The sequence below is a fragment of the Haloarcula sp. 1CSR25-25 genome, from assembly GCF_032027985.1.
Classification (GTDB): Archaea; Halobacteriota; Halobacteria; order Halobacteriales; family Haloarculaceae; genus Haloarcula.
Map to the genome: position 1 here is coordinate 225,844 of NZ_JAHYBW010000001.1, position 19,193 is coordinate 245,036.

Genomic DNA, 19,193 nt, shown 5'->3' on the forward strand with positions numbered 1-19,193 from the left:
CTCCACGTCCCGGGAGGTGTCAGACAAGCATAAAAATAGATGAATGTACAATTGTTTCGTGAATCCGATATTAATATACCAGATTACGGATTTTCCTTGAACATTCATATCTTCTTATCCCACCTATCAAAACATACACTCATCCAGAACTGGTGGGCTGCCAGCCGAAACACGAGGGAGCAAATCAGCGAAACGACACGGTTCGGGGCCGGCGACAGCTCAGTGCGATGGCCACGAACCGGCAACGGCCGCGTAGATATCCCGACATCGCTCAAGAACGGCAAGCGACACACTCTCCCCGGCGGTGTGGGCCTCGCCGGGTTCGGCCGCGCCGACGACCACGCAGTCGGTGCCCGCCTGCGCGAGCCAGCCGGCGTCGGTCGCGTGTGGCTTGACGACGTGTTCGGGCGTGCCGTCCTGAGCCGCGGTCGCCGCGTAAAGCACCGCGTCCGCGAAGTCGGCGTCCTCACAGGCCATCGGCGGGAGGTCCTGGTCGACGCGCCAGGTGACGCCGTCAATGCTTTCGACCCTGTCAAGCGGGGCGCGCTCGCCCGGGACCGTCCGCTCGTCGACGGTGACCTCGCATCGCTCGGGGATGACGTTCCAGGCCGAGCCGCCGTCGATTTCCGTGACGGCGACGCTGCCGCTCATTCCGTGGCCCAGGACGGTAGCCTCGGGGAAATCGAGGTCCCGAACCACGTCGACGGCGTCGGTCGCGCGGTAGATGGCGTTGGCGCCCGCCTCGGGTTCGCTGGCGTGAGCCGCCGCGCCCTCGGCGACGAGGGTCGACCCGCGCCGGCCCTTATGGGCGACGGCCACGTCCGTGACACCGGCGGCGGAGTAGCCGGTCGACCCCTCGCCGACGACGGCGTAGTCGGGCGCGAAGCCGTCCTCGATGGCGGCCTGACAGCCGACACCGCCCTGTTCCTCGCCGACGAACGAGGCGAATATCAGCTCGCCGGCTGGGTCGGCGTCCCGGAAGGCCAACATCGCCGCGGCGACACAGCCTTTCATGTCGGCCGTCCCGCGGCCGTAGAGGCGGCCGTCGCGTTCCTCGACGACGTACTCGCCGTCGGCGTCGACCTGTGACTCGTCCGGGGGGACGACGTCGTGGTGGCCGACGAGCGCCAGCGACGTGTCGCCCGCTCCCTTGCGGGCGATGACGTTCCCGTGGTCGTCGCGGGTGACTCCTGTGTCGGTGTGGTTCCGGAGCCAGTCCGCGACGAACTCGCCGGCGGCGGACTCGTCGTGGGTCCCCTCGCGGTGGCTCGGAATCGCGACCAGTTCCTCGGTGAGCGCGGCGACGTCCATGGCTGTCGATGCGTCCGACGGGCCAAGAGTCCCCGGGTAGCCAGCTACCGACGCCGTGATTCTCCCGTTTGATACTGGGCCGGAAGATACACCACCGGTACCACTAAAAACCACTCGTCAATATGGAGCTGACAGCCGCCCTGCTGGCCGGCGGCATCCTGGCCGTCGGTGGTATCCTGGGGGTCGGCGTCGGCTACGCCGTCCGATATCGGCGCGACCACCCCGCAGCGAAGCCGTTATCCATGATGGCTATCCCGCCAGGTCTGGCGGGGCTCTGTACGGCCGGGCTGGTGGTGGTCCCCCAGCCGCCACTGGCCCGGGTCCTGCTTGCCGCCGCGACGGGACTGCTGTTGGTCACGCCGGCGTACTTTCTGCTTTTCACGCTCGTCTACACCGGTCACAGGGACCTTATCACCCGCCGACGCCGGCGGCTGCTCGTGGCCCTGTACGGGACCATCGGAGCTGTCGCGATGGTGGAGCCGCTCGTGCTCGCGGACATCACGGTCCAGACGGTAAACGGGCTGACGTTCCCGGTGATGGACTCACGGCCCGTGATTGTCCTGACCACGCTGGTGTTCGTCTACCCGCTCATCGCCGTCTGTCTCTGGTTGCTCAGTAAGTTCCTCATCGCGCCGGGGAACATCTACCGGCGCCAGACCGCCGTCATCCTCGGGGCAGTGTGTATCACCGTCGTCGGCAACGTCGTCTTCGAGGCCGGATTCAGCCCGCATCCGGGCCTGAACCTGACTGCGGTGTTTTTCTCCGCCGAGGGCGCCCTCATCGCGCTAGCGCTGTTCCGGTTCGACTTCCTCAGCGTCGAACCGCTCGCACCGGAGATTGTCCTCGAAGAGATGAACGATCCGGTGATAGTGCTCGACGAGTCAGAGACGCTCATCGACGCGAACCCGGCTGCCACCCGGCTTCTGGGCGACCCGGCGGCGATCGGCACGCCGATCCGGCAGTCCCTTCCCGGACTGCTGGCGGCCGCGCAAAACGGCGAGGAATACGTGCACAGTTCCGGTCCCGCGGCAGTGACCGACGGGGGCGAAATCGACGTGTACGACCTCAACGACACCTCCATCTACGACCAGTACGACCGCAGCCGGGGGCGTGTCGTGGTCCTTCGGGACATATCGCTGCGGAAACAGCGCGAGCGGACGCTCGCGAGCCTCCAGTCGGTCTCCCAGCAGTTCCTCGGCGCGGAGACCGCACAGGAAGTCCTGGAGATCGCGGTCACGGCCGCAGACGACCTCCTGGAGTACCCCTACTCCGGCGCGATGATGTACGACGCCGAGGCGAACGTCCTGGAACCGGCCGTCTTCGCCGACGCACTGGCGGCGGCCTACGAAGACGCTGACCGGGCCAGCGACCCGATTATCGAACCCGGACCCAACGACATCTGGCAGGTGTTCGAATCGGGCGAGCCGAGACGCGGCGCGCCGATCGAAGCCCCGGAGTCCGAACTGCCCGTCGAGGTCGGCAACTCGCTGCTGTACCCGCTTGGCGACCACGGCGTGCTGGGAATCAGCGCAGGCCCCGACCACGACGGGTTCAGCGACGACGACTGTCGATTCGCTGATACGCTCGCAACGACTACCGAAAACGCGCTCGACAGAGTCGAAAAGGAACAGGAGCTCCGGGAGAGCCGCGAGCTGGTCGAGATGCGGTCCCAGCAGATACGCTTTTTCAACAGCGCGCTCAGGCACGACCTGCTCAACGGGCTGATGGTCGTCCAGGGCCAGATCGATCGGCTCGACGTCGACGGTGAGGCTGCCGACCGCGTGGACACCATCGACGAGTGGACGGAAGACCTCGCCAGGATGGCCAGAGAGGTCCGTTCAGTGATCCAGACGATCACCGGTGAGGCGGGCAGCGACATGGAGGCGGTGGACATCGGGGCGGTCGTAGCCGAGAAAGCCGCGAAGTTCCGGCGGGGTCACGACGCGTTGACCGTCACCGTCGAGACCGGGGCGCTACCGGCCGTCTGGGCCGACAGCCTGCTCGCCTCGGTGGTCGAGAACCTCTTTCGGAATGCGGTCGAGCACAACGACGCCGAGGCGCCCGCCATCGCGGTGTCGGCGAGCGTGGGCTCCGAGACCGTCACGCTCCGAATCGCGGACAACGGCCCCGGCATCACCGACGAGATGAAGGAGGTAATCTTCGAGGAGGCGGTCACCTCGGAGACGTCCGGTTCCGTCGGGTTCGGACTCTACTTCGTCCGCGTAATGGTCGACCGATACGGCGGCGACATCTGGTTCGAGGACCGCGAGGACGGCGCGGCGGGTGCCGTGGCGGTCCTCGAACTCCCGATTGCCGACGCCGCCGGGTGACCGGGCGAGTCGCTCCGCCTCGGCGGGGCCGGCGTGTCGGTCCGTGTGTCGTGCGAGACGGTGTCTGAGCGGTCGGCAGGCACACACACAGCCAGAGAGCCGCGGTTTGCTCTCCGGGGGGTTTCCTGCTAGCGCGACCAGAAGCTTATGCGGACTCCACACCCTTATCAACGGCAGTCTCCAACGGCCGGATATGGAAATCGTACCGGACACGAGCGTGGTCATCGACGGCCGCGTGTCCGACCAAGTGAAGGCCGATGCCGACCCCGACGCCGACATCGACGGCATGGGTTTTGCCGGCGCGACGGTCGTCGTTCCCGAAGCCGTCGTCGGCGAACTCGAAGCACAGGCGAACGACGGCCGCGAGACGGGCTGGGAGGGGCTCGAAGAGCTCCAGACGCTCGTCGACCTGGCCGAGGAGGGCACCATCGACGTCGAGTACGTCGGCCGGCGGCCCGACGCCATCGAGAAACGCGAGGCCGGTGAGGGGCAGATCGACGCGCTCATCCGGGACATCGCCGGTGACCGCGGCGCCACGCTCGTGACCAGCGACGACGTGCAGGCCCAAGTGGCCCGCGCGAAAGGGCTCTCAGTGGAGTTCGTCGAGCCCGTCAAGCGGACCGTCGACCGGCTCCAGATCGAGAACTTCTTCGACGAGGGGACGATGAGCGTCCACCTCAAGGTCGGCGTCCAGCCCTACGCCAAGAAGGGCACTATCGGCGACATGGAGTACACGCCGATCCGCGACGACCCCGCGACCGAGGGCGAACTCCGGGAGTACGCCGCCGACATCGAGGAGAGCGCTCGCGCCTCGCCGGACGGCTTCCTCGAACTCGACGAGCCCGGTATGACGATCACCCAATTCCGGGACTACCGGATCGCCATCGCGCGGCCGCCCTTCGCCGACGCACTCGAAATCACGGCCGTCCGGCCTATCGTCAAGACCGAACTGGACGACTACGAGTACGCGGACGAGCTCCGGGACCGCTTCACCGAACACCAGCGCGGCGTCCTCATCTCCGGCTCGCCCGGGGCCGGGAAGTCCACCTTCGCCCAGGCCGTCGGGGAGTTCCTCGTCGACGCCGACTACGCGGTCAAGACGATGGAGAAACCGCGCGATCTTCAGGTCGGCCCGAACATCACCCAGTACACCGAACTCGGCGGCTCCATGGAGAAGACCGCCGACTCGCTGCTGATGGTCCGGCCGGACTACACCATCTACGACGAGGTTCGCAAAACGGACGACTTCGAAGTGTTCGCCGACATGCGCCTGGCCGGCGTCGGCATGGTCGGTGTCGTCCACGCGACCCGCGCAATCGACGCGCTCCAGCGGCTCATCGGCCGCGTCGAACTCGGGCTCATTCCCCAGATCGTCGACACCGTCGTCTACATCGAGGCGGGTGAGGTCCACACCGTCTACGACGTCTCGACCGAGGTCAAGGTCCCCCAGGGCCTGATGGAGGAGGACCTCGCGCGGCCGGTCATCATGGTCAAGGACTTCGAGACCGGCCGGCCGGAGTTCGAGATCTACACCTTCAACAACCAGGTCGTCACGGTCCCGCTGGGCGACGACGAGGACGAGCAGGACTCCGGCGTCGACCGCCTCGCAAAGCAGGAGGTCGAACGCGAGATCCGCTCCATCGCCCGCGGCCACGTCGAGGTCGAACTCCGCGGGCCCAACACCGCCGTCGTCTGGGTCGAGGACGACGACATCTCGCAGGTCATCGGGAAGGGCGGCGGCCGCATCTCCGACGTGGAGAACCGCCTCGGCATCGACATCGACGTGCGGACCTTCGAGGAACGACCCTCCGGGCCGTCGGGCGGCCCCCAGACCGAGTCCGGCGGCAAGGAAGGCGAGATCGTCCAGCCGGAGGTCACCTCCCGGCACGTCATCGTGCCGCTTGACGGCCACGCCGGCGACACGGTCGAACTCCAGGCCGACGGCGAGTACCTCTTTACCGCGACCGTCTCGCGGGGCGGCGAGATTCAGGTCTCGCGTGGGTCGGGTATCGCCGAGGAACTGGAGCGGGCCATCGACCGCGGCAACACGATTACCGTCGTCCCGTCGTAGGATATCATAGCTGTCACAACCTATTCTGCTACCTGTACGCCGAGCGAAGCGAGGGGTTTCACCGACGTGAGGCCGGAGGCCGAACCGTCGGTCTTTTTCATCGACGTTTTTCGAGGAGTGGTTGCCGGAGGCAACCCGACGATGAAAAAGGTCGTGGAGCGGGCCATCGACCGCGGCAGCACGATTACCGTCGTTCCGTCGTAGATTCGATGAGCGGGGCGGTTGCGCGGTTTCACGGCGCTCGTGACGGCGAAAACGACAGCTAAATTCCGGTGTAGCCCCACCGTCTACACATGACCGACGCAGTCGTCGGGAGGGTACAGGACCAGGCGACGCTGGCCGACCGGGTCGAGCGCGGCGACGCGCCCGACTGGGTCGGAGCCCACTGGCGGACGTTCCGCGAGGGGCTGACCGGCGAGCGGAACGGCTCCCCGTTCCCCTGTTTCTTCGGCGCGGAGTCAGTTCGAGACGGTGAGCCGCTGTACGCGGCTGTCCCGTCGATGAGTGACGCAGACGCGCTGTTTGACCTCGGCCGGACGCTACTGGAGTACCTGGAGACCTACCGGGACCACAGCGAGCGGGCCTCGCTGGTGACGTTCTTCCGGCCGCCCGAACGGCCGCTGACAGAGGGCGAGTACCACGACCGGCTCTGGCACATCCTCCAGTTCCTCCACGTCCACGACCCGGAGCCCTGGCCCGAGGACATCCCGACCGACCCCGACGACCCCCACTGGGAGTTCTGCTTCGGCGGCGAGCCGATGTTTCCGACCTGCCGCGCGCCGTTCTACGACACGCGAAAGAGCCGCTACTGTCCGGTCGGCCTGGAGATCACGTTCCAGCCCCGGGCGCTGTTCGAGGACCTGAACGTCACGGCCGACACCGAGGCCGGTCAGCACGCCCGCGACGTCATCCAGGGCCGACTCGAGGAGTACGACGGCGTCTGTCCCCACGCCGACCTGGGGGACTGGGGCGTCGAGGGCGACCGGGAGTGGCCCCAGTACATGCTGTCGTCGGACGAGGATGCGTCGCCGGACCAGTGTCCGATCACCGTAACGCGCGAGCACCCGAAATCGAAGTGGCTCATCGAGACGACTGCCCCGGAGCCGGCCGACTGAAATGGTCGCACTGCCCGAGACGCCGGTGCTCGTGCTGGTAGATTTCCAGCAGGGATTCGACGACCCGGTGTGGGGGACGCGGAGCAACCCTGACGCCGAGGCGAACGCGACACGCCTGCTCGCAGCCTGGCGGGAGCGCGGGCTCCCGGTCGTCCACGTCCGGCACAACTCGACAGAGCCGGACTCGCCGCTCCGGTGCGGCGAACCGGGGTTCGCGTTCAAGTCGGGACTAGAGCCCGAGTCGGGGGAAGCGACCTTCGAGAAGCGGGTCAACGGCGCGTTCGTCGACACCGGGCTGGAGGCGTGGCTCCGTGACCGTGCGTACGAGACGCTCGTCGTCTGTGGCCTGACGACCGACCACTGCGTCTCGACGACGACGCGGATGGCCGAGAACCGCGGCTTCGATGTCGTCGTCCCGGGCGACGCGACGGCGACGTTCGACCGGGCGCTCGACGGCGAACGCTTCGAGCCGGCCCTCGTTCACCGGACCGCGCTGGCGCAGCTACGCGGTGAGTTCGCGACCATCGCGACGACGGACGACGTGGTCACGTCGCTGTGACAGCGGCTATCGACCGCGTTGGGAAACAACCCAGTGAGAAGGTCTGTCAGTCCGAGACGGCGGCGTCCGCTTCAGCCGGCTGGTCGACGATTTCGTAGAGGTTCTGTCGCGCGTCGGCGAAGTACACGTCTTCTTCGATGACGCCGACCTCGTCGAGTCGTTCCAGGGCGTAGCGAACGGTCCGTGCCGAGAGCATCGACTCTTCGACGATGCCTTTCTGCGTCAGCGGGCCGTCATACTCCAGAACCTTGTATACGAGCTTTGCGCTCGGCGGAAGGTCTGCGATGGCCTCCCCATCAGAGTCCGTCATTACCCGTAATCACAGGCGCCGGGCGCATAAAGATTGAGGAGTCCGTCTCGCCGGCACGAGCGCTTGCGGGCGCGTCACAGCACCGAACCGCGCACCTTTTGGTTGCGGGTAGTGGAACGTGTGGTATGGCTACGGAAACGGCGGACGGGATGAGCTCTCATATGCGGGGGCTCACTGTCACGACGCTGACGGCCGTCGCTGGCATCGCCGCCGCGTTCGGTTCCAACGCGTTAGCGGCCGCGCCAAACGACCCACAAGGCGTGCTGGTCGTCGCGGTCGCGATTGCGGCACAGTTCCCGATTCTGCGACTGATCGGCATCGACACGGACGACCTCTCGGCGAAGGACGTCCTCTACATCGGCTTCATGACCTTCTCGCTGTGGTTCGTCTCGTGGGGCATCCTCCTCACGACGGGAGCGTAACGATGGCTGAAGACAGTATCGCCGTCGTCGACTTAGAGCGGTGCCAGCCCGACCGCTGTAACTACGAGTGTATGAACTACTGCCCGCCCAACCGCAGCGGGAAAGAGTGCATCGTCAAGCGAGAAGACGAGTACGAGGAGGACGAACCCTTCGAGGGCCAGCCCGACCAGGTCCGCATCTCCGAGGAGATCTGTCTGGGCGAGTCCTGCGGTATCTGCGTGACCAAGTGTCCGTTCGACGCCATCGAGATTATCAATCTCCCACAGGAGCTGACCGACGAGCCGGTCCACCGCTACGGGGAGAACGCCTTCGCACTCTATGGCCTTCCCAGCCCCGCCGAGGGCCAGGTCACCGGAATTCTCGGCCCGAACGGCATCGGGAAGACGACGGCCGTCCGCATCCTCGCCGACGAGATGCAGCCCAACCTGGGCCGCTACGGCGAGGAACCCAGCTGGGACGAGATCCTCGACGAGTACCGCGGCACCGCCCTGCAGGAGTACCTCGAGCAGATGCGCGACGGCGACGTCAGCGTCGCCCGCAAGCCCCAGTACGTCGACCGGATTCCGGACCAGTTCGACGGCAAAGCCATCGAGCTGCTGGACCAGACCGACGAACGCGGCGACCTGGACTACCTCATCGAGCGGACGGGCATCGAGCCGGTCGTGGGCAACCACATCGACGACCTCTCTGGCGGTGAACTCCAGCGGGTCGCGCTCGTCGCCACGCTGGCGCGGGACGCGGACTTCTACTTCCTCGACGAGATAACGCCGTATCTGGACATCGGCCAGCGGATGACCGCCGCGCGACTCATCCGGGAACTCGCCGAGGAAGAGGACCGCTCGATGCTCGTCGTCGAGCACGACCTCGCCATCCTGGACCTGCTCGCGGACAACATCAACGTCGCCTACGGGACCCCCGGCGCGTTCGGTATCATCACGCCGCCCAAGTCGACGAAGAAAGGCATCAACGAGTACCTCTCGGGCTACCTCGAGAACGAGAACATGCGCGTCCGCCAGACGGAGATCGAGTTCGAGGAGCACGCGCCACGGAGCGCCTCCACCGGCGACGTGGTCATCGAGTATCCCGAACTTCAGAAGAGCTACGGCGACGGCGAGTTCTCGCTTTCCGTCGAGGCCGGCACCATCCGCGAGAGCGAGGTGCTTGGCGTCGTCGGTCCGAACGGCATCGGGAAGTCCACGTTCGCGAAGATGCTCGCCGGCCGGCTCGAACCGACCGCGGGCGACATCGACACCAGCCTCGACATCGCCTACAAGCCCCAGTACATCGAGATCGACCAGCCGATGCGGGTCGACGCCTTCCTCGCGTCCATCACCGATGACTTCGGCAGTTCCTACTGGAACACCGAGATCGCACAGCCGCTCCAGCTGGAGTCGGTGATGGAACAGCAACTGACCGACCTCTCGGGCGGGGAGCGCCAGCGGGTCGCCATCGCGGCCTGCCTCTCGAAGGACGCCGACCTCTACCTGCTCGACGAGCCCTCGGCCCACCTGGACGTGGAACAACGGGTCATGGCGACCTCGGCTATCCGCCGCTACGCCGAGAACCACGACGCGACGGCGATGGTCATCGACCACGACATCTACATGATCGACCTGCTGGCCGACCGCCTGCTCGTCTTCGACGGCGAGCCGGCCCGGAACGGCCACGCCGCGCCGCCACAGGGCATGCGCGAGGGCATGAACGAGTTCCTCAAGAACCTCGACATCACCTTCCGTCGGGACGAACGGACCTCCCGGCCCCGCATCAACAAGCCCGACTCGCAACTGGACCGCGAACAGAAGAACGCCGGCGAGTACTACTACGCACCGTAGGCTCAGAGCGGGAGCGAGGCTGGAGACAGCCAGAACGCGAGCATCTGGCCACAGACGATTAGCGCGAGTCCGACGCCGCCACCGAAGAGCAGTCGCTTTTTTAGTAACCGCCGAGCTTCGTCGACAGTCCCGCGGACGAAAATCGGTTCGGTGTCGTCTCCATCCGACCGGCTGTGGTCCGTGTGGGTCCCGAACAGTGGGTCCGGTGGTGCGTCCTCGATGCGGACCTGACCGGGCCGTTCGCTCTGGACAGGCTCGCCGACGACGGTGACCGGTTCGTCGCCGGGGATGTACTCCTCGATGAACCGCGTCTTCGAATCGCGCGCTTCGGGGTCGGGCAAGTCTGGGGTCGGCTGCATGAACTCGGCTACGGCATCCGGGAGCGGTTCGTCCCGGCCGACGGTCGTGTATCGCTCCGCGTTCGAGAACACGCGGTGCCGGCCCGAATCGACCACCACGGAACCGTCCCCGAGCGTGAACGGGACGCTCTCGACGCCGGTGGCGACGTTCGACCAGACCTCGCGGAACCCGACGCGGGTCCGCTGCTGGGCAATCCAGTCCGTGTGGACTGCCGGCTCGCCGGAGATGGGGGTCACCGCGGCAGCCGGGTCAGCCACGGTCGGCACGCCCGACGTCGCGACGACGCCGTCGCCGGTGTGGGCTGACAGGTCCGCCGGCGGAACGGCCGCGGCGCGCGAGACGATTCGGTACTCGTCCATCGACGTGAGTGCGATAGTACCGAGATAGAACCCGACGCCGCCCATGGCCGCTCCGACGACCCACAGGCTCTCGTCGTCGACCGATGCCCCGGCAAGCACAGGGAGGAATGTCCAGGCCAGCGCGACCAGGAATATGGTCCAGCCGCGGCTGCCGGTGAGGCCCGTTCGGCGCGACAACTGCTCGACGATTGCGGGATCGAACCGCTTGACGCCGACGGCGACGACGACCGAAACCACGATGAAGCCGACGTAGGCAACGACACCCATATCCCGAGGTTCACCTGCGTTCTGAAAAGTTCACGGGTCGGTGTAGCGACCGGACAGGCTGGCGACACCGCTGTGCTCGGAAAAGCGTCGCAGCTACGTGCAACCTGGAGACCCAGGAACAGTCCGCGGCGTCAGGCCGCAGGGTCGCTGCCACCGCTCGTCTCGGACCCGGCAACCGCATCGTCGAGGCCGTCGGCGACCTCCTCGGGGTCGAACTCCTCGTCCGGGTCGAGCTCGCGGTCGGCCTGCTCGTCGGCCTGGGATTCAGTGATTGATTCGTCACCGGTGACCGTCACGAAGATGTCTCGCAGTTCCGCAACGCGCTCGGGGGACTGACTCTTGCTCATCGCGTGTGTGTACAGGTACCACAGACGTGTAGGCGCTCTACCGAATCAGTTTGGTACCCCTTCGCAAGCTACAGGACGTTTCGCTGGCAGGAACCACACAGCGAGACCTCTTTCACGTCGACCTGTCGGACGGTGGGGGAGAAGTTCATCACGCAGCGCTTGTTGTCACAGTGTTCCAGTCCGAGCGTGTGACCGACCTCGTGGACGACCTCCTTGCGAACCCGCTGTGAGAAGATCTCGCTGGCGGAGCGGTTCGAGAAGCCGCCATCAGAGGACGTCTGGAGCCGGTACGTGGAGATGACGCTGCCGGAGCCACCGAGATACGCGAGCCCGAAAACGTAGTTCCGACGGCGGTAGAAGAGGTCTTTCGGCGTGATAGCGATGTTCTTGCCGCCGGAGCCGACCCGGCGAGCGAGGTCGATAAACTCCTCTGCGCGGTACTGGTCGCGGTCCCCGTCGTACGCACCGGCGGGGATAGACTGTGGCTCGTGCATCGAGACCTCACAGTCGTAGACGGAGCGAAGTCCGTCCGAGGCCTCGCGTTTGACCTGGGCGGAGACCTCACCCACCGGCACGATGTCGACATGCATGCCAACGCATATGCGCCCGCATCTCATAAATTGTACGACGTGACCGACACCACCGACCCGCTTGTCGACCGACTCGCGTCCGTCGATTCCGTCGCCGAGGTCGGCATCGGTAACCGTCCCGACGTGGCCCGGCAACTGGCCGGTCGTGGCGTGGACGTGACCGCGACGGACATCGTCGAGCGAGCGGTGCCCGACGGGGTGACCTTCGTCGTCGACGATATCCTCGAGCCCGACCAGTCCGTGTATTCGGGGTGTGACATCGTGTTCGCGCGGAACCTGCCGCCGGAACTCCACCGGCCGACGCTGGCCGTCGCCAACGCTGCCGGGGCGGCGTTCTGGTTCACGACGCTGGGCGGCGACCAGCCGACAGTCGCCGTCGAGCGAGAGCAGCTCCCGGGCGGGGAGACGCTGTACCGGGCGAAAGATAGCAAGGCGCTTGAGTGAGGGCCGCCTTCGCTCGTCCATGCAAGTCGACGCGGTCGTCCTCGACATCGACGGCGTGCTGGTGGACGTAGCGGACTCCTATCGCCGAGCGATCGTCGAATCCATCGACCGAGTGTACGGCGACACCATCGAGAAGTCGGCGGTCCAGCAGTTCAAGGACGCCGGCGGGTTCAACAACGACTGGGAGCTGACCTACGCGGCCGCGCTGTTCGTTCTCGCCGGTCGCGAGGCCGCCGTCTCCGACCTGGCGGCGTTTACCGACGCCATCGCCGAGCGGGGCGGCGGCCTCGGCGCTGCCGAGGCAGTAATCCGTGACCTGCTCGACGAGACAGCCGAGACGCGGGTCTTCGACGCCTGGGACCCCGAACGGCTCCGGGACGTGTTCCAGGCGCTGTATCTCGGCACCGACCTCTACCGGGACATCGAGGGCGGCGAGCCGCCGTTTGACGCGCCGGGCTACATCCACGACGAGCCGCTACTGGTCGACGACGAGACGCTGTCGGCTCTCCGGGACCGGTTCGCCGTCGGCGTCGTCACCGGCCGGCCGGCCGCCGAAGCCGACATCGCACTGGAGCGCGTCGGCCTCGACCTGCCCGCGGAGCACCGCTTCACCATGGACGACTGGGAAGAGGGCAAACCCCACCCCGCCGCCCTGCGGACGCTCGCCGGGCAGTTCGACGCCGAGCGCATCGCCTTCGTCGGGGACACGCTCGACGACGTGGCGACGGCGGTCAACGCCGACGAAGCCGACGACGACCGCGTGTACTACGGCATCGGCGTCCTGACCGGCGGGCTGACCGGCGACGCCGGCCGCCGGACGTTCGCCAACAACGGCGCGAGCGCCGTCGTCGAGTCGGTCACCGACCTGCCGGAGCTTCTCGACGCGGCGTAGCTGTCGGCATCGAATCGCCACCGGCCGCAAACGGCAACGGTTTCACCGACGGGACAGAGAGCCCGGGTATGCGACGACTGCCGACGTTCGGCTGGGCGCTTCTGGTGAGCATCTGGGCCGGACTCGTCGGGGGCGCGGTCATCCGCGAGCCGTCGGTCGACCTGGTGCCGCTGTACGCCGTCACCTGCCAGATAATCGGCCTCGGCGCGGCCTACTGGACGATGCGCGCCTACGACGGGATTCTCGACTCCTCGCATCGACCGGGCCGCGTCGGGCTGTTCATCATCGTCCTGTTTTTCCTGACGGTGCCGCTCTCGACTGTCTTTGTCCTCGCGCTCGGAGACACCTCCGCGGCGGGGGTCGCGGCCCAGTGGCTCAGCTATCTGCTGGGACTCGGCGGCGCGCTGTATGTCACTTTTGCCGGCGGGTTCGACCGGGCCTGGGAGGAGTACACCTGAGCGAGCGGAACCCGTCACACAACGTTTATTCAGTGGTCGGCCTACGCCGTATACATGGACATCGCGTTGCTTGGCGGTACCGGAGACATCGGCCAGGGCCTCGCCCTCCGCTGGGCCGACGACACGAACCACACGATTATCATCGGTTCGCGGAAAGCCGAGAAGGCGGCGAACAAGGCCGAGGAGTACGAGACGGAACTGGCCAGCCGCGGCCACGACGACGTGTCTATCGCGGGCCTGGTAAACGAGGACGCCGCCGCCCGAGCCGACGTGGTCGTCGCCGCCGTCCCGGCGTACCACCTCACCGACACCGTCGACGCCGTCGCGGACGAACTCGACGACACCACGCTCGTGGTCCCCGCCGTCGGGATGCAACGCGACGAGGCCGGCTTCCACTACAACCGCCCCGGTGCCGGCAGCGTCACGCAACTGGCGGAAAACGCCGCCCCCGACGACACCCCCGTGGTCGGCGCGTTCCACAACCTCGCGGCCGGCCGCCTCGCCAACCTCGACGCCGACCTCGACTGGGACACTATCGTCGTCGGCGACGACACCGACGCCAAAGACACCGTCTGTGAACTGGCCGAAGGTATCGAGGGGATTCGCGCCCTCGACGGCGGCCCGCTCGCCAACGCCGCCGAAATCGAGGGGCTGACGCCGCTTCTCATCAATGTCGCCCGCCACAACGACGGCCTGCACGACCTCGGCGTGAAGTTCCAATAGCCCGGCCACCGGGACTGGCGCTGTGTGGCCCTTCTGTGAACGGTAGTCACCGCTCGTCGGGAGCGGCTGCCGACGGCAAAGCGTCCGGTTCGACCCGGCATCGGCTTTGTTACCAGATGGGTCATTTTAGACACCACGTTCATACACGTCGCTTCCCTAAGCCGGATGAATGTACGGTGACGAGCCGCTCTCGGTACTCCACGTCGACGACGACAGGGACCTGTGTTCGCTCGTCGAGCTCCATCTCGAACGAGCGGAGAGTCCCCTCGATTGCACCGTCTCGACGGAAACGAACCCGCGAGAAGCACTGTCACTGATCCGGTCCCCGGAGACGGACTTCGACTGCGTGATAAGCGACTACCAGATGCCGGAGATGAACGGCATCGACTTCCTCGAAGCCGTCCGAGAGACCCACCCGGAGCTCCCGCTGCTGTTGTTCTCCGGCGAGGAGACCGGCGAAGTCGCCGCCGAGATTATTCAGGCAGGCCTGACCGACTACCTGAAAAAGAGCGTCGGAACCGACCAGTACACCACGCTGATTCGGCGGGTGGGCCACGCCGTCGAGTCAGACGGCGAGTTCGAGGCGGACGGCCGCGTGGAACTCGACGGCATCGGCGTCGTCGGGACCGACGAGCGCTTCGAGGAGGCAAACGACGAGTACGCGTCGTTCTACGGCTACGACCCCGACGAGGTGGTCGGCAAGCACTGGACGGAACTCCACCCGTCGGACGAGGTCGAACACATCAAGACACACGTCCTCCCCGTCGTCGAGGGCGGCGGGAAGTGGACGGGCCGGAGCGAGGGCCTCCGCGCCGACGAGACGACCTTCAGGGAATCGAAGATGGTGACGGCCCTCGACGACGGCCGGTTGCTCATCGCCGTCGACGACCTCGACGATTCCAGACTGGCGAGTAGCGACTGACTAGCACGAGGACCGAACCGCGAAAAGTGCCTGCTCAGGCCGAGGCCTGCTGCAGCGCGTCGTCGATGTCGTCGGCCTGCGTGACGCCGACGAACCGCTCGACGATGCCGTCGTCGTTCTCGATGATGAGCGTCGGGAGGGAGCGTACCTGGTACTCGTTGGCGATGTCCTGCTCCTCGTCGACGTTGATCTTCTCGAACTCGACGTCCGTCCACTCCTCTTCGAGGTCTTCGAGGATCGGGTCCTGCGTTTTGCAAGGGCCGCACCAGTCCGCGTAGAAGTCCTTCAGTGTAACCGTCATAGTACTCTGTTTTCGTTAGTCCGCCGTATCTGATAAGGGTTATCCATGTGTACCGGGGACACGCAAGCGCGGGCGACCCGAAAGGCTTAGTGTTGGTGACACACCACCCTGGTGTATGAGTGGGAGCGACAGCGGCGGACTGATGTCCAGTGCGGGACTGGTCCGGTATTTCGACGCCGAAGACAAGAACACGATCCGTATCGACCCTCGAACAATCGTCGCGACCGGCGTCATGTTCGGGCTGTTGATGCTCGTGCTGAACGCGATGATAGTGTAGGCGATACCGCACTGTTTTCCTCTCCCCGTCACTGACTCGCGGGTATGCACTTCACGCAACGCGAACAGCAGGCGCTCCGTGACGCCGGTGTAGAACAAGACACCATCGAAGCGGCCTCCGAAGCGGTGGTCGCGGCCACCGACGACGCGGCCGCGGAGTTAGAGTCCTTCTTCGACGGCCGCGAGACGGTGTACTCGGATATGGATATCGCCCACAGCTCCAGCGAAATCCAGGAGCACACGGTCGAGTACTGCGACCTGTTCACCCACGCCGACGACATCCGGGGCTATCTGCGCTTTGATACCTGGGGCGTCCCGGTCGAGGGCGGACGCGTCCTGAGCGACGGGAAAGTAGAGCTCTCGCTGGGGCCGACGGTCCACGGGCGGGTCCGCTTTGCCGCCGACGAGGACGCGCTATGACCGTCCGGGTCAGGGGCATCTACGCGACGGCGCTGACCCAGCTGCTGCGCGAGGCGGGCCACGAAGTCGTCCAGGCGTCGGGACCCATCGAAGCGCGGTTCGACGGCGAGTTCGCCGACGAGCGGGCGGCGGTCACCGTGACGACGACGGACGACCAGCAGGGCGTCGGCGTCGTCGGCGACCGCGACATGGCCGAGAGTGTCACCGACCGCCTGAGCGGGGTCGGCCGGGACACGCTCCGCTGGGACGACCCGACACCCCGCGGGGCGATATACGCTGGCACCGTGACCGAGACGCTGGGCAGCGGGGCCGTCGTCGACCTCGGCGACGGCGAGGGCTTTCTCCCGTACTCGTCCTCGGACGAGCGTGTCGAGACCGGTGATACGCTCCGGGTGCAGGTCATCGAGGCGAGCGCGCCGTGGACGGACGGCCGGCCCGTGCTGGACACGACGATTGCGGTCCGCGGGTCACTCCTCTCGCTCGTGCGCGGCGGGACCACGGGCACACCGGGAACCGGCGGGCCGGCGATGCTTGACGTGATTTCGGCGGACCCCCGAGCAGGATGGGGGGTCTCGTGGGAGTCGGCGAGCGAGGACGCGAGCTTCGACGCACTGGCCGACGCGCTCGACGCCGCAAACGACCGCGCGGCGGCCATCGACGACGCACTCGAGGGAGCCGACGCGCCCGCGGACCGTGCGCCGGCCCGGTACGACGGGGGCCGTTCGACGGCGTGGCTGTGGTTCGGCCGCGAGAGCCGGTTCGCACTGGACGAGGCCCGCCGCGAGGTGACGGCGACGATGCCCGGCCACCACCGCGTGAAGGCCGGCGACCGGGCGGCCGGCGCCGCCGTCGACTACGTCGAGGCGCTGTGTGAGGAGCCCGAGACCGGCGAGACGGACTTCCCCTTCGCCGTGACGGCCCGGCAGTTCGGCCCGCAGGTCGGCGGGTCGCTGTCGCTGGGCCACGGCAAGCCCGACGGACGGCTCATTACACTGGGCAACGGCGAGGTCCAGGCCGTCGAGGGCGACGGAACGGTGACTATCGAGCGCGAGATGAGCCCCGGCGGCACCTACGACGCCCTCGGTGTACCGAAGGAGGCCGGCGACGTCGCCCAGACGAAAGTCAAGGAGGGGCGGTGGTGGTACCCAACGGTGTACCGCGACAGCGACGGCGAGAAAAAGGGGACGTACGTCAACGTCTGTACGCCCGTCGAGGTGTTCCCCGACACCGCCCGGTACGTTGACCTCCACGTCGACGTGGTGAAACACGCCGACGGCACCGTCGAGCGGGTCGACGACGACGAACTCGACGCGGCCGTCGAGCGCGGACACGTCCCCGAACCGCTTGCCGAGCGCGCCCGGAGCGTCGCCGCCGCCGTCCGGAGCGCGCTGGAGTAGCGGGGGCACAGTCGTGGGGCGCGGCGTCAGTCGTTCCGGCGCCGGGCGTGCCACGCCGCCAGCCCGACCCCTGCGACCGCCGACCCGACGCCGAAGCCGGGGCCGCCGACGCCGAGCGAGGTGCCGTCAGTTCCGTCAGCGGCGGCACCCTCGCCGTCCGTGGCCGACTCATCCGGCGTCGGCGTCCGTATCTGCGGGTCCGGGAACGTGTACAGTCCGGGCTGGACGTCCGTCCCCTGGCTCGCGTCGGTGCTCCCGGCGACAAAACAGCCGGCGGCCCGCTGGGCGGTCCAGAACGAGGTCGCTTCGGTGTCGCGCCACTCGAAGACGAGTTCGGGTGCGGTCGGGTCCGTCAGGTCGTGGACCCGGACCCCCCCGTTGTACCACGCCGAGTAACAGCGCCCGGCGGTCAGTTCGAAGTTGTGGGCCGTCGTGAGGATGCCACCCGGCGACGGGTCCGAGGTCGGTGGCGGGGCAAGCGTCGACAGCAGTTCGGCGTCGGTCGGGTCGCTGATGTCGTACAGGTCGATGCCGCTGGGGCCGCCGCTGTCGTCGTCACCGAGGTCCCACGACTCGCCGCCAACGCCCAGCAGCGACGCGTCCTCGTCGACGGTCACGAAGTGGTCGTTGCCCGGCGGCTCGCTCCGCTCGGTGCCGGGGTCCTCGATGGCGGCCAGTTCCTCGGGGGAGCGCCCGCGGACCTTCGCCACCAGCGAGATGTCGCCCGGGTCCGACACGTCGACGACCCACGTCCCGCCGTCCCAGTAGGCCAGGTACGCCCGGTCGTCCTGCACCCAGACGTCGTGCAGCGGCCAGAGGCTCGTCGGGACGTCGGTCCAGGCGTCCCCGGCGTCGAGCAGCGACCACTCGCCGACTTCCCGTCCGGTGTCGGTATCGACCACGAGCAGCGGGTTGCCCTCACGGTCGTTTGCGGTCAGGTAGGCGTAGCGGCCGTCGAAGTCGCAGTTGTGGACGCGCGTGTCCAGTTCGAGGCCCGCGATTCGCTCCGGGTCCCGCCGGTCGCTCACGTCGAAGACGACGAAGCCGTGGGCGCCGTCGGCGGGGTGGGCGGGACCAGCGGCCAGCAGCCGCGAGCCGCTGACAGCGAGGTCCTGCACGCGCTGTATCGGGCCGTCGTCGGCCTCGGCCAGCAGCCCCGTCTGTTGGCTGAGCAGTCGGGGACTGGTCGGCGTGACGAGGTCGACGAGCGCGACCCCGTCGCCCGTCGCGACGTAGGCCGTGTGGCCGTCCGGGCTGGTGACGACCTCGTACACCGTCTCCAGCTCCAGGACGCCCAGCGGGTCCCCACCGGTCGAGGTATCGGAGGGCGCTGGCTCGGCGGTCCCGTCGCCGGTCGGCGTCGGATGGCCACGGGCCGTCCCCGTAGCCAGACCGACGCCTGTTCCTGCGAGCGCGAGTCGACGGAGGACCGTCCGGCGGCGCATAGCCGTCCCTGAGGGAGCCAGGGCAAGAAGGATTCCGGTGGC

General features: G+C 67.2%; 22 protein-coding genes. 15 read left to right on the forward strand and 7 right to left on the reverse strand.

What is annotated here, in order from left to right; genetic code table 11:
• Positions 1 to 219: 219 nt before the first annotated feature.
• Positions 220 to 1,311, reverse strand: a complete 1,092-nt coding sequence (locus tag KZ498_RS00985; protein ID WP_312616065.1) for a M20/M25/M40 family metallo-hydrolase — start codon at positions 1,309 to 1,311, stop codon at positions 220 to 222.
• 122 nt (positions 1,312 to 1,433) lie between these two features.
• Here KZ498_RS00985 and KZ498_RS00990 point away from each other — a divergent pair, with 122 nt between their 5' ends.
• From KZ498_RS00990 to KZ498_RS01010, 5 genes are all read left to right on the forward strand, one after another.
• Positions 1,434 to 3,641 (forward strand): histidine kinase N-terminal 7TM domain-containing protein, encoded by a 2,208-nt coding sequence (locus KZ498_RS00990; protein ID WP_312616066.1) that lies wholly within the window; start codon positions 1,434 to 1,436, stop codon positions 3,639 to 3,641.
• Between the two features lie 193 nt (positions 3,642 to 3,834).
• Complete coding sequence (locus tag KZ498_RS00995) at positions 3,835 to 5,712, forward strand: PINc/VapC family ATPase (RefSeq protein ID WP_312616068.1); 1,878 nt, start codon at positions 3,835 to 3,837, stop codon at positions 5,710 to 5,712.
• 66 nt (positions 5,713 to 5,778) lie between these two features.
• Positions 5,779 to 5,916 (forward strand): hypothetical protein, encoded by a 138-nt coding sequence (locus KZ498_RS01000; protein ID WP_312616070.1) that lies wholly within the window; start codon positions 5,779 to 5,781, stop codon positions 5,914 to 5,916.
• A gap of 89 nt (positions 5,917 to 6,005) precedes the next feature.
• The gene (locus tag KZ498_RS01005) at positions 6,006 to 6,827 is read left to right on the forward strand and encodes a YqcI/YcgG family protein (RefSeq protein WP_312616072.1); all 822 of its coding nucleotides are present in this window, start codon (positions 6,006 to 6,008) and stop codon (positions 6,825 to 6,827) included.
• A gap of 1 nt (position 6,828) precedes the next feature.
• Complete coding sequence (locus tag KZ498_RS01010; RefSeq protein ID WP_312616073.1) at positions 6,829 to 7,386, forward strand: cysteine hydrolase family protein; 558 nt, start codon at positions 6,829 to 6,831, stop codon at positions 7,384 to 7,386.
• A 46-nt stretch (positions 7,387 to 7,432) separates the two neighbouring features.
• Here KZ498_RS01010 and KZ498_RS01015 read toward each other — a convergent pair whose 3' ends face one another.
• Complete coding sequence (locus tag KZ498_RS01015; protein WP_137683827.1) at positions 7,433 to 7,696, reverse strand: winged helix-turn-helix domain-containing protein; 264 nt, start codon at positions 7,694 to 7,696, stop codon at positions 7,433 to 7,435.
• A gap of 161 nt (positions 7,697 to 7,857) precedes the next feature.
• On the opposite strand from KZ498_RS01015, the gene KZ498_RS01020 reads away from it, so the two are divergent.
• On the forward strand, positions 7,858 to 8,118 hold the full coding sequence (locus tag KZ498_RS01020) for a hypothetical protein (RefSeq protein WP_312617333.1): 261 nt from the start codon (positions 7,858 to 7,860) through the stop codon (positions 8,116 to 8,118).
• A gap of 2 nt (positions 8,119 to 8,120) precedes the next feature.
• Positions 8,121 to 9,950 (forward strand): ribosome biogenesis/translation initiation ATPase RLI, encoded by a 1,830-nt coding sequence (locus KZ498_RS01025; RefSeq protein WP_312616076.1) that lies wholly within the window; start codon positions 8,121 to 8,123, stop codon positions 9,948 to 9,950.
• A gap of 2 nt (positions 9,951 to 9,952) precedes the next feature.
• Here the strand turns inward: KZ498_RS01025 and KZ498_RS01030 are convergent, their stop codons facing one another.
• The 3 genes from KZ498_RS01030 to KZ498_RS01040 all read right to left on the reverse strand — a co-directional run bounded on the left by KZ498_RS01030 (position 9,953) and on the right by KZ498_RS01040 (position 11,873).
• Positions 9,953 to 10,936 (reverse strand): hypothetical protein, encoded by a 984-nt coding sequence (locus KZ498_RS01030; RefSeq protein ID WP_312616077.1) that lies wholly within the window; start codon positions 10,934 to 10,936, stop codon positions 9,953 to 9,955.
• Positions 10,937 to 11,067: 131 nt separating this feature from the next.
• A complete protein-coding gene (locus tag KZ498_RS01035) occupies positions 11,068 to 11,283 on the reverse strand; it encodes a hypothetical protein (protein WP_312616079.1) in 216 nt (71 codons plus the stop codon).
• Positions 11,284 to 11,351: 68 nt separating this feature from the next.
• Complete coding sequence (locus KZ498_RS01040; protein ID WP_312616081.1) at positions 11,352 to 11,873, reverse strand: archaemetzincin family Zn-dependent metalloprotease; 522 nt, start codon at positions 11,871 to 11,873, stop codon at positions 11,352 to 11,354.
• 30 nt (positions 11,874 to 11,903) lie between these two features.
• Here KZ498_RS01040 and KZ498_RS01045 point away from each other — a divergent pair, with 30 nt between their 5' ends.
• From KZ498_RS01045 to KZ498_RS01065, 5 genes are all read left to right on the forward strand, one after another.
• Complete coding sequence (locus tag KZ498_RS01045) at positions 11,904 to 12,317, forward strand: UPF0146 family protein (RefSeq protein ID WP_312617335.1); 414 nt, start codon at positions 11,904 to 11,906, stop codon at positions 12,315 to 12,317.
• A gap of 19 nt (positions 12,318 to 12,336) precedes the next feature.
• Positions 12,337 to 13,209 (forward strand): TIGR01548 family HAD-type hydrolase, encoded by an 873-nt coding sequence (locus KZ498_RS01050; protein WP_312616083.1) that lies wholly within the window; start codon positions 12,337 to 12,339, stop codon positions 13,207 to 13,209.
• Between the two features lie 68 nt (positions 13,210 to 13,277).
• Positions 13,278 to 13,667 (forward strand): hypothetical protein, encoded by a 390-nt coding sequence (locus tag KZ498_RS01055; RefSeq protein ID WP_312616084.1) that lies wholly within the window; start codon positions 13,278 to 13,280, stop codon positions 13,665 to 13,667.
• A 54-nt stretch (positions 13,668 to 13,721) separates the two neighbouring features.
• Positions 13,722 to 14,390, forward strand: coding sequence for an NADPH-dependent F420 reductase (gene npdG, locus KZ498_RS01060; RefSeq protein ID WP_312616085.1), 669 nt, complete (start codon positions 13,722 to 13,724; stop codon positions 14,388 to 14,390).
• Positions 14,391 to 14,559: 169 nt separating this feature from the next.
• Entirely contained in the window at positions 14,560 to 15,312 is a 753-nt protein-coding gene (locus tag KZ498_RS01065) for a response regulator (protein WP_312616086.1), read from the forward strand.
• Positions 15,313 to 15,346: 34 nt separating this feature from the next.
• On the opposite strand, the gene KZ498_RS01070 is transcribed toward KZ498_RS01065, so the two are convergent.
• Positions 15,347 to 15,613, reverse strand: a complete 267-nt coding sequence (locus tag KZ498_RS01070) for a thioredoxin domain-containing protein (RefSeq protein WP_312616088.1) — start codon at positions 15,611 to 15,613, stop codon at positions 15,347 to 15,349.
• 115 nt (positions 15,614 to 15,728) lie between these two features.
• Here KZ498_RS01070 and KZ498_RS01075 point away from each other — a divergent pair, with 115 nt between their 5' ends.
• The 3 genes from KZ498_RS01075 to KZ498_RS01085 are packed head-to-tail and all read left to right on the forward strand — an operon-like array spanning position 15,729 to position 17,706.
• Positions 15,729 to 15,890, forward strand: coding sequence for a preprotein translocase subunit Sec61beta (locus KZ498_RS01075; RefSeq protein WP_312616089.1), 162 nt, complete (start codon positions 15,729 to 15,731; stop codon positions 15,888 to 15,890).
• Between the two features lie 44 nt (positions 15,891 to 15,934).
• A complete protein-coding gene (locus KZ498_RS01080; protein ID WP_312616090.1) occupies positions 15,935 to 16,309 on the forward strand; it encodes a hypothetical protein in 375 nt (124 codons plus the stop codon).
• The gene (locus KZ498_RS01085) at positions 16,306 to 17,706 is read left to right on the forward strand and encodes a DUF402 domain-containing protein (RefSeq protein WP_312616092.1); all 1,401 of its coding nucleotides are present in this window, start codon (positions 16,306 to 16,308) and stop codon (positions 17,704 to 17,706) included. Before KZ498_RS01080 ends, KZ498_RS01085 begins: the two co-directional genes overlap by 4 nt.
• 26 nt (positions 17,707 to 17,732) lie before the next feature.
• On the opposite strand, the gene KZ498_RS01090 is transcribed toward KZ498_RS01085, so the two are convergent.
• Positions 17,733 to 19,151, reverse strand: coding sequence for a hypothetical protein (locus tag KZ498_RS01090; RefSeq protein WP_312616093.1), 1,419 nt, complete (start codon positions 19,149 to 19,151; stop codon positions 17,733 to 17,735).
• Positions 19,152 to 19,193 lie beyond the last annotated feature (42 nt).

Coding starts and splice junctions, on each gene's coding strand:
- KZ498_RS00985 (WP_312616065.1), bottom strand. CDS start 1,311: ATGGACGTCGCCGCGCTCACCGAGGAACTGGTCGCGATTCCGAGCCAC.
- KZ498_RS00990 (WP_312616066.1), top strand. CDS start 1,434: ATGGAGCTGACAGCCGCCCTGCTGGCCGGCGGCATCCTGGCCGTCGGT.
- KZ498_RS00995 (WP_312616068.1), top strand. CDS start 3,835: ATGGAAATCGTACCGGACACGAGCGTGGTCATCGACGGCCGCGTGTCC.
- KZ498_RS01005 (WP_312616072.1), top strand. CDS start 6,006: ATGACCGACGCAGTCGTCGGGAGGGTACAGGACCAGGCGACGCTGGCC.
- KZ498_RS01010 (WP_312616073.1), top strand. CDS start 6,829: ATGGTCGCACTGCCCGAGACGCCGGTGCTCGTGCTGGTAGATTTCCAG.
- KZ498_RS01015 (WP_137683827.1), bottom strand. CDS start 7,696: ATGACGGACTCTGATGGGGAGGCCATCGCAGACCTTCCGCCGAGCGCA.
- KZ498_RS01020 (WP_312617333.1), top strand. CDS start 7,858: ATGCGGGGGCTCACTGTCACGACGCTGACGGCCGTCGCTGGCATCGCC.
- KZ498_RS01025 (WP_312616076.1), top strand. CDS start 8,121: ATGGCTGAAGACAGTATCGCCGTCGTCGACTTAGAGCGGTGCCAGCCC.
- KZ498_RS01030 (WP_312616077.1), bottom strand. CDS start 10,936: ATGGGTGTCGTTGCCTACGTCGGCTTCATCGTGGTTTCGGTCGTCGTC.
- KZ498_RS01035 (WP_312616079.1), bottom strand. CDS start 11,283: ATGAGCAAGAGTCAGTCCCCCGAGCGCGTTGCGGAACTGCGAGACATC.
- KZ498_RS01040 (WP_312616081.1), bottom strand. CDS start 11,873: ATGCATGTCGACATCGTGCCGGTGGGTGAGGTCTCCGCCCAGGTCAAA.
- KZ498_RS01050 (WP_312616083.1), top strand. CDS start 12,337: ATGCAAGTCGACGCGGTCGTCCTCGACATCGACGGCGTGCTGGTGGAC.
- KZ498_RS01055 (WP_312616084.1), top strand. CDS start 13,278: ATGCGACGACTGCCGACGTTCGGCTGGGCGCTTCTGGTGAGCATCTGG.
- npdG (WP_312616085.1), top strand. CDS start 13,722: ATGGACATCGCGTTGCTTGGCGGTACCGGAGACATCGGCCAGGGCCTC.
- KZ498_RS01065 (WP_312616086.1), top strand. CDS start 14,560: ATGTACGGTGACGAGCCGCTCTCGGTACTCCACGTCGACGACGACAGG.
- KZ498_RS01070 (WP_312616088.1), bottom strand. CDS start 15,613: ATGACGGTTACACTGAAGGACTTCTACGCGGACTGGTGCGGCCCTTGC.
- KZ498_RS01075 (WP_312616089.1), top strand. CDS start 15,729: ATGAGTGGGAGCGACAGCGGCGGACTGATGTCCAGTGCGGGACTGGTC.
- KZ498_RS01080 (WP_312616090.1), top strand. CDS start 15,935: ATGCACTTCACGCAACGCGAACAGCAGGCGCTCCGTGACGCCGGTGTA.
- KZ498_RS01085 (WP_312616092.1), top strand. CDS start 16,306: ATGACCGTCCGGGTCAGGGGCATCTACGCGACGGCGCTGACCCAGCTG.
- KZ498_RS01090 (WP_312616093.1), bottom strand. CDS start 19,151: ATGCGCCGCCGGACGGTCCTCCGTCGACTCGCGCTCGCAGGAACAGGC.